This window comes from Aeromonas sp. Y289-2 (assembly GCF_027705925.1).
Lineage (GTDB): Bacteria > Pseudomonadota > Gammaproteobacteria > Enterobacterales > Aeromonadaceae > Aeromonas > Aeromonas veronii.
In genome coordinates this window covers 283,512-291,145 of record NZ_JAPDCH010000003.1, presented here as the reverse complement: position 1 = coordinate 291,145, position 7,634 = coordinate 283,512, and the positions used below count along the sequence as shown (strand labels likewise).

The following is a 7,634-nucleotide window of genomic DNA, read 5'->3' as shown; positions in this document are numbered from 1 at the left end:
GTTGGGGTATCGCCAAGCGGTAAGGCAGCGGGTTTTGATCTCGCCATCCCTAGGTTCGAATCCTAGTACCCCAGCCATTTTTCTGTTCTCTTCCACATCAGTGGTCGATAACAAACGGCTATGTAGCTCAGTTGGTTAGAGCATCGCACTCATAATGCGGGGGTCACAGGTTCGAATCCCGTCATAGCCACCATTAATATTGCGGAAGTGGCGAAATTGGTAGACGCACCAGATTTAGGTTCTGGCGCCCTAGGCGTGAGAGTTCGAGTCTCTCCTTCCGCACCATTAATAGCAGTACCAAACAGACCAGCTCACGCTGGTTTTTTTGTATCTGAAATTTGCCTCTCCCCAGTTTTTCTCTCGCGCCTCTATTAACCCATCTCCACGTTAATTCCCATCCACATCACTCTTCACTGATTCCGAGCACGCCTTGCCACTCTTGTCTCCCGGCCATAAAAAAGCGGCCCGCAGGCCGCTGGTGCACACATTCATCATCCCGGTTATCAGAACGGGAAGAACCAGGGGATCGCTACCACGCTGACCGCCATCACCAACAGGGTGAATGGCACCCCGATACGGATAAAATCGGCAAACTTGTAGTTGCCCGGCCCCAGCACCAGAGTATTCACCGGTGACGAGACCGGCGTCATAAAAGCGGCCGAGGCGGCGATGGCAATGGTCATGGCAAACGGATAGGGTGATACCCCCATCTGTTGCGCCGTGCCCAGCGCAATGGGTGCCATCAGCACAGCAGTCGCGGTGTTGGAGATGAAGAGCCCGATCACCGCGCAGAGGGCAAACAGGCTGGCCAGCATGACCCGCGGCCCCATCTCCCCTACCGCATTGATCAGACCACCGACGATTAGATCCACCCCGCCGGTTTTTTGCAGCGCCAGCGCAAAGGGGAGCATACCGACGATGAGGATCAGGGTCGGCCAGTGGATCGACTTGTAGGCACTCTCCATGTCGATGCAGCGAAACTTGCCCATCAGCAGACAGGCGATCAGCGCGGCAATCACGTTGGGCACCGGATCGGTCACCATCAGCAGGATCATCACTCCAAGACAGAAGAGGGCATGAATGGCCTGGCTGCGGGCGGGAGCCATCTCGTCCACTTCAGCGGGCAACCCCATCAGCAGAAAGTCGCGGCTATGAGTCTGCAACTGTCTGATGTGGCTCCAGTTCCCTACCACCAGCAGGGTATCCCCCATCTGCAACGGCTCGTCCACCAGCTTGCCTGCCAGTGCCTCACCGTCGCGGCGCAGCCCCACCACGCTCAGACCATAGCTGGAGCGGAAGGTCACCTCACGCACGCTTTTACCCAGCAGCTTGGACTCGGGGATCAGCGACACCTCGGCCATCCCCACCTCCCGCGCCTGATCGGAGAAGTACTCCCCGCGCAGGATCATGGGTTCAAGCCGCGCCTCGGTGCAAAACGCCCGCACATCCACCTCGGGGTCTGACATGTCGATCAGCAGCACATCCTTGGCTTGGAACTCACTGATCCCGGACACCGGCACCATCACCCGGCGGAACTTGCGCCAGCGCTCCACCCCGATGACGTGGGCACCATAACGGGCGCGCAATTGTAGCTCATCCAGGGTATGGCCAATCAGCGGGGAGTCCGGCCGCAGCGCCAGACGACGGGCCCGACCGGCCAATCGGTAGTCTCGGATCAGATCGCGCAGGGTGCGGCGCCCGGTCGGCTTGCCCTTGCCCTCTTCCCCCTCGCCCACCAGGGAGCCGCGCACCAGCAGCATGTAGAGGATGCCCAGCCCCAGGATCAGCACGCCCATGGGGGTGAAATCGAAGAACCCGAAACCATGTATGCCGTGGCGCATCAGCTCGCTGTTGACCACCATGTTGGGGGGCGTGGCCACCAGCGTCATCATGCCGCTGATCAGCCCGGCAAAACCGAGGGGCATCATCAGGCGACCGGCCGGGATCCCCATCCGGTTCGCCACGCTCAGCACCACCGGGATAAAGATGGCCACCACTCCGGTGCTGCTCATCACAGCCCCAAGACTTGCCACCGCTACCATCAGCAACACCAGCAGCTTAGTCTCGCTGCTGCCCGCCACTTTCACCAATGCATCCCCCACCTGATAGGCGATGCCGGTGCGCACCAGCCCCTCACCCACCACAAACAGGGCGGCAATCAGAATGACGTTGGGATCGCTAAAGCCCGCCAGCGCCTCCGGCAGGGTGAGGGTGCCGCTCAGCACAAAGAGGATAATGATCAACAGGGCGACCACATCCATCCGTACCTTGTTGGTCATAAAGAGATAGATGGCGCCAGCCAGCAGACAGAGCACCCAGACAAGCTCGGAATTCAATACAACCTCCTTTTATCACGTGATTCTCCTCCCGGAGAGTGGACTCTATCAGACCACAGCCATGGCGCTATCATCTTGCTACATATCAATAAAGTCCGGCCCATCGGGGCACCATAACCCATCACTGCTGGAATAACCGGGCAGCAGCAGTGATTTCTTTGATATGGGCCAAGCCCGGGGCGGACAAAAGTCCTGCCCCTCCTCCCCCTCACCCCTTAAAATGGCGCCCTCGCATACTTACCCTCATGCCCAAGGATCAGAAAATGAGCATATTCGAGCTGTTCAGCATCAATAACACGCTAGTGACCATACCGCTGGGTGGCGGCTATGCCATGTCATGGATTGAAGCCATCGGTACCCTGTTCGGGCTGGCCTGTATCTGGTTCGCCAGTCAGGAGAAGACCATCAACTACCTGTTTGGTCTGATCAACGTCAGCCTGTTTGCCATCATCTTCTTCCAGATCCAGCTCTACGGGCTGTTGATGCTGCAGCTGTTCTTCTTCTGCGCCAACGTCTACGGCTGGTACGCCTGGACCCGCCCCGCCAACGAGCAAGGGGATACCCTGCAGATCCGCTGGCTCAGCAGATCCAAACTGATGGTGACCGCCGCCGTGAGCGTGCTGGCCATCGCTCTGCTGACCCGCTATATCGACCCGGTCTTCGCCACCCTGGCACGCACCTCGGTCTCCCTGCTCAACCTGTTTGGTGCCAACCTTGCCACCCCCGAGCCCTCCCCCGATGCCTTCCCGTTCTGGGATGCCAGCATGACGGTGCTGTCGGTGGTCGCCCAGATCCTGATGACCCGCAAATACGTGGAGAACTGGATCCTCTGGGTCGTCATCAACATCATCAGCATCGGTGTCTATGCCGCGCAGGGCGTTTACGCCATGTCGCTGGAGTACCTGATCCTGCTGTTTATCGCCGCCAACGGCACTCGCCTCTGGGTGATTGCCGCCAAGCGCCAGCCACAGGGGGTATAAGCCATGACGCTGCTACCCCATCTCCAGTGCCGCCCCGACCAGATTGCCGAGCGGGTGGTGCTGTGCGGCGACCCGGCCCGGGTTGACCGCATCGCCAGCCAGCTCGACGAGTGCGAAGTGCTGGGCCAGCACCGGGAGTTTCGTCTCATCAACGGCCGTTATCAGGGAGTGCCCATCACGGTTTGCAGCACCGGCATCGGCGGCGCCTCGGCCATCATAGCGCTGGAGGAGCTGGTGCAGGCGGGTGCCCGATCGCTTATTCGGGTCGGCTCTGCCGGCGCCCTGCAGCACGATATCGGCCTTGGCGACCTTATCGTGGTGGAAGGAGCTGTACGCAATGAGGGAGCCTCGCAGGCCTATCTGCCCGCCGAGTACCCCGCCTGCGCAGACATCTGGCTGCAGGCCGCCCTGCTCAATCAGGTGGCGGCCAGCGGCCAGCCTTACTGGCACGGGCTGGTGCGCTCCCACGACAGCTTCTATCGAGATGACGAGCAGGAGGTGTGCCGCTACTGGCATGCCCGTGGCGTGCTCGGCGCTGACATGGAGACCGCCTCCCTACTGACCGTGGGTCGCCTGCGCAAGGTGCGGGTTGCAGCCGTGCTCTGCAACGTAGTGCTGTTCGAGCAGGATGTGCAACAAGGGGTGGCGGATTACGCCAGCGCCGAACAGGCGATGATGGCCGGTGAACAACACGCCATCGCGGCCGCCCTCCACGCTCTGGTGCAATAAAGCGCAAACCGTTAACTGCGGCACATCCGCTACCGTGCGGGCTGGTATCCGGCCCGCACTCTTGCTAGCCTCATGGCCCTCGTCATCCGGTGCGACAGGCAAGTCATGCAGCAACAGCCCTACCCCCTCGGCCGTTTTCACGCCGAACTCCAGCAGCTTGAACCCCGCTTTGCCGCGGCGCTCGACGCCTGCACCCTGTTTCTGCGCCGTTACCTGCCGGGCGAATTGATCATGCGGCAGGGGGAGCAGAGCGAGCAGCTCTATCTGGTCGAACATGGCCGGGTCTCCCTCAACAGCACGGTACACTCTGGCCGCCGCTTCCAGCTTGGCGAAATTGAGTGCCACAGCCAGATCTTCGGCGAGATGGAGTTCTTCAGCGCCACCCCGGTACAGTGGAACGTGGTGGCCGAGACCGAGCTGGATGCCCGAGTCATCTGCGCCCACAAGCTGGCCCAGCGCCTGCTGGCAGAACCCGAGTTGACCCTCTTTTTCGCTGCGGCGCTTGCCAGCGACTATCTCGACACCCTGGAGATCACCACCAGCCGGCTGCTCCACCCCATCGCCTACAACATCGCCTATGAGCTATGGCGTGAGCGCCAGCGCACTCCGATGCTGGGATCGCGCAAGCGGGCCCATGAGGCGGCGCGCTTCGGCACCACCGAGCGGGTTTACCGCCGCGCCCTCAAGGAGCTGGTCGAACAGGGCATAATTGCCGACGGCAGTGACGGCCCCGTCATCGCCGATCTGGCCAGGCTGCGCGCCTATCTCGATCTTTGATTTCCATTCACCTCATTTCGATTCACCCAGTCAGGAGTCACCATGTCTGCTCATTCCTATCCCGAATTCACCTTCTTCAGCCGCTTCGTTGCCGACATTCAGGCGGGCCGCAAGACCATCACCATCCGCGACGAGAGCGAGGCCAACTGGCAGCCCGGCCAGCGGCTGGCGCTGTTTACCAACCCGGAGCACCAGCCCTTTGGCACCATCGAGGTGCTCTCCGTCAACGCTGTAGCCTTCGATGAACTGAACGACGAGCACGCACGTCAGGAGAACATGACCCTCCCCGAGCTCAAACAGGTGATCCGCGATATCTACCCCGCTCTGCCACCGCTCTATGTGATTGAATTCAAGCTGATTGCCTGAGCCGGATTTGGCCTTTGCCGAGCGATGTGTTAATAGTGTCCTCTTTTGAATCAGGGAGGTGACCCGAGTGTTTGAGATAGCGAGCCTGAGAGAAGGGATGATGCACGGGGTCGAGCTGTTCCAGCTGCTGCTGGAGATCATCTCCATCGCCTGTGTGGTAATAGGGCTTGGCAAGACCCTCTGGCTGGCGGCGCGGATGGAGGATCACGAACCGGGCTTTCCGCGCATTCGCCTCTGTTTTGGCAGCTGGCTCATTCTGGCTCTGGAGTTCCAGCTCGCCGCCGACATCCTGGCCACCACGGTCGCACCGAGCAAGGAGGAGCTGATCCGCCTCGCCATCATCGCGGTGATCCGCACCTTCCTGAACTACTTCCTCGGCAAGGAGCTGGAAGCACAAGCGGAGCGCCAACAAGAGAAGGCAGAACGCCAGCAGGAGCAGCGCAGCGAGCAGGCCAAGGCTGCTCAATAACCAGTATTCCTGCATAGCATCAACGCTAAGTGCCGTGTCATCCCGACCACAGCCGTGGCTTGGGATGGCACCTTTGTGACCCTTCCCGCACTTTTGGCAATCAGCCAACAATGGAACCCTTTTCAAGGTTTCCTCTGCCCTGTCGAGTAGCAGCTCATCTGCGTAAGATAGAAAATATCCTCCCCCAACCGGCCACGCTGATGAACCCGCAACCCCTCCACACGCCCGATATCGACCTCGATAGCTGTGTCATCTACCAGATCTACCCCATGAGCTTTCAGGACAGCGATGGCGACGGCATGGGCGATATCAACGGCATTCGTCAGCGTCTCGACTATCTGGCCACCCTCGGGGTCGATATGCTCTGGCTCACCCCCATCTATCGCTCCCCCAAGCGGGACAACGGCTATGATGTGGCGGACTACCGTGCCATCGACCCCGCCTTCGGCACCCTGACCGAGATGGAGCAGCTGATAGCCGAAGCGGCCACTCACGGCATCGGCATCATGATGGATATCGTCGCCAACCATACCTCCACCGAGCATGAGTGGTTTGTGAAGGCGCTGGCCGGTGATCCCCGTTATCAGGACTACTACGTATTCCGGGATCAAGCCTTTGTCGATGCTCACCCCATTACCTCGATTTTTGGCGGCAGCGGCTGGCAGTATGTGCCAGCGCTTGATCGCTACTACCTGCACAACTTCGACGCGAGTCAGGCCGATCTGGACTGGGACAACCCGGCGGTGCGTGCCGAGATGGCAGAGGTGATCAACTTCTGGCTGGGCAAAGGGATCAAGGGATTTCGCTTCGATGTGATCGATATGGTGAGCAAGGAGTGGGACCGACTGGCCATGAGCAACGGCCCGCGCCTGCACGACTATATCCGCGAGCTCAATGCCGCGAGCTTCGGCGGCAAGGGGATCATTACGGTGGGGGAGACCTGGGGGGCCGATCTCGCCCATATGCAGAACTATTCGAACCACGATGGCAGCGAGTTCAGCATGGTGTTCAACTTCGAGCATCTGGGGCTGGACAGTGACAAGTGGTCATCCCGCTTTGATCCCCTCGTTTTCAAGCGAGCCATGGCCCGCCACCAGCAAGGGTTACATGGGCGTGGCTGGAACAGCCTGTTTCTCGGCAACCACGACCTGCCCCGCGCCGTCTCTCGCGTTGGCGATGACAGGCCAGAGTGGCGGGAAACCAGCGCCAAGCTGTGGGCCATGGTGCTGCACATGATGCAGGGCACTCCCTTCATCTATCAGGGGGAGGAGCTCGCCATGACCAACCGCCACTGGCAGCCGGGCGAGCTGCGCGATGTGGAGGCGCTCAACTACCGCGCCAGCCAGTCAGGGCTGGATCCTGCCGAGCTGAGTCGGCGGCTCGATGCCATCGGCCGCGACAACGCCCGCACCCCGATGCAGTGGAACGCCGGCCCCCACGCCGGTTTCAGCGCCACCACACCCTGGATTGCCCTCAACGCCAATCACATCGAGATTAATGCCGCCGAGCAGCTGGCCCGCCCCGACTCGCCGTTTCACTGCTATCGCCAGCTTATCACCCTGCGCAAGGCCCACCCTGTCGTTCGCCACGGCAATTTCGAGCTGCTGGATGGGGACGACCCCGAGCGCATCAGCTATCGCCGCCACTGGCAGGATCCGGCCAGCGGAGAGCGGCACACCCTGCTGCTGCTCGCCAATCTCACGGCGACCCCCTTGCCGATGCCCCACTTCGACAAGGTGACAGACAAGATGCGTTTGCTGCTGGCCAATTACCCAAGTGAACCACTGCCGCTCTTCGCCCCTTATCAGTGCACCATCTGGCTGCAAGTGGAGCAGGGTTAACCCCGTGTTGAGGGGCCATACCAATGGCCCGTCAGCCACCTCCCGTTGGTTACCAGCATAAAATCACGCCCCCACGCGGTGGGATTAAATTAACCACTATTACTGACTTATTAATTGATTATTTATCCCGTTTGAT

7 protein-coding genes and 3 tRNA genes are annotated in these 7,634 nt (G+C 60.4%); 9 read left to right on the top strand and 1 reads right to left on the bottom strand.

Annotated features, from left to right (window positions below; translation table 11 throughout):
- The first annotated feature begins 2 nt into the window (after positions 1–2).
- The 3 genes from OKC43_RS07760 to OKC43_RS07750 all read left to right on the top strand — a co-directional run bounded on the left by OKC43_RS07760 (position 3) and on the right by OKC43_RS07750 (position 285).
- Positions 3–77, top strand: a tRNA-Gln gene (locus OKC43_RS07760).
- A 39-nt stretch (positions 78–116) separates the two neighbouring features.
- Positions 117–193, top strand: a tRNA-Met gene (locus OKC43_RS07755).
- Positions 194–201: 8 nt separating this feature from the next.
- Positions 202–285: transfer RNA gene (locus OKC43_RS07750), tRNA-Leu, on the top strand.
- A 218-nt stretch (positions 286–503) separates the two neighbouring features.
- On the opposite strand, the gene OKC43_RS07745 is transcribed toward OKC43_RS07750, so the two are convergent.
- Positions 504–2,336 (bottom strand): SLC13 family permease, encoded by a 1,833-nt coding sequence (locus OKC43_RS07745; protein WP_040066935.1) that lies wholly within the window; start codon positions 2,334–2,336, stop codon positions 504–506.
- 263 nt (positions 2,337–2,599) lie between these two features.
- Between OKC43_RS07745 and pnuC the strand changes: the two genes are divergently transcribed.
- The 6 genes from pnuC to OKC43_RS07715 all read left to right on the top strand — a co-directional run bounded on the left by pnuC (position 2,600) and on the right by OKC43_RS07715 (position 7,498).
- The gene (pnuC, locus tag OKC43_RS07740) at positions 2,600–3,316 is read left to right on the top strand and encodes a nicotinamide riboside transporter PnuC (protein WP_236271609.1); all 717 of its coding nucleotides are present in this window, start codon (positions 2,600–2,602) and stop codon (positions 3,314–3,316) included.
- Positions 3,317–3,319: 3 nt separating this feature from the next.
- Positions 3,320–4,045 carry a nucleoside phosphorylase gene (locus tag OKC43_RS07735; protein ID WP_236271608.1) on the top strand — a complete coding sequence of 242 codons (726 nt, stop codon included), beginning with the start codon at positions 3,320–3,322 and terminating at the stop codon, positions 4,043–4,045.
- 105 nt (positions 4,046–4,150) lie between these two features.
- Complete coding sequence (locus tag OKC43_RS07730) at positions 4,151–4,822, top strand: Crp/Fnr family transcriptional regulator (protein WP_236271607.1); 672 nt, start codon at positions 4,151–4,153, stop codon at positions 4,820–4,822.
- Positions 4,823–4,864: 42 nt separating this feature from the next.
- Complete coding sequence (gene yqfB / locus OKC43_RS07725) at positions 4,865–5,188, top strand: N(4)-acetylcytidine aminohydrolase (protein ID WP_236271606.1); 324 nt, start codon at positions 4,865–4,867, stop codon at positions 5,186–5,188.
- Positions 5,189–5,255: 67 nt separating this feature from the next.
- On the top strand, positions 5,256–5,657 hold the full coding sequence (locus OKC43_RS07720; RefSeq protein WP_043822331.1) for a DUF1622 domain-containing protein: 402 nt from the start codon (positions 5,256–5,258) through the stop codon (positions 5,655–5,657).
- 200 nt (positions 5,658–5,857) lie between these two features.
- Positions 5,858–7,498: an alpha-glucosidase gene (locus OKC43_RS07715; protein WP_236271605.1), complete on the top strand. Its 1,641-nt coding sequence runs from the start codon at positions 5,858–5,860 to the stop codon at positions 7,496–7,498.
- Positions 7,499–7,634: the final 136 nt, after the last annotated feature.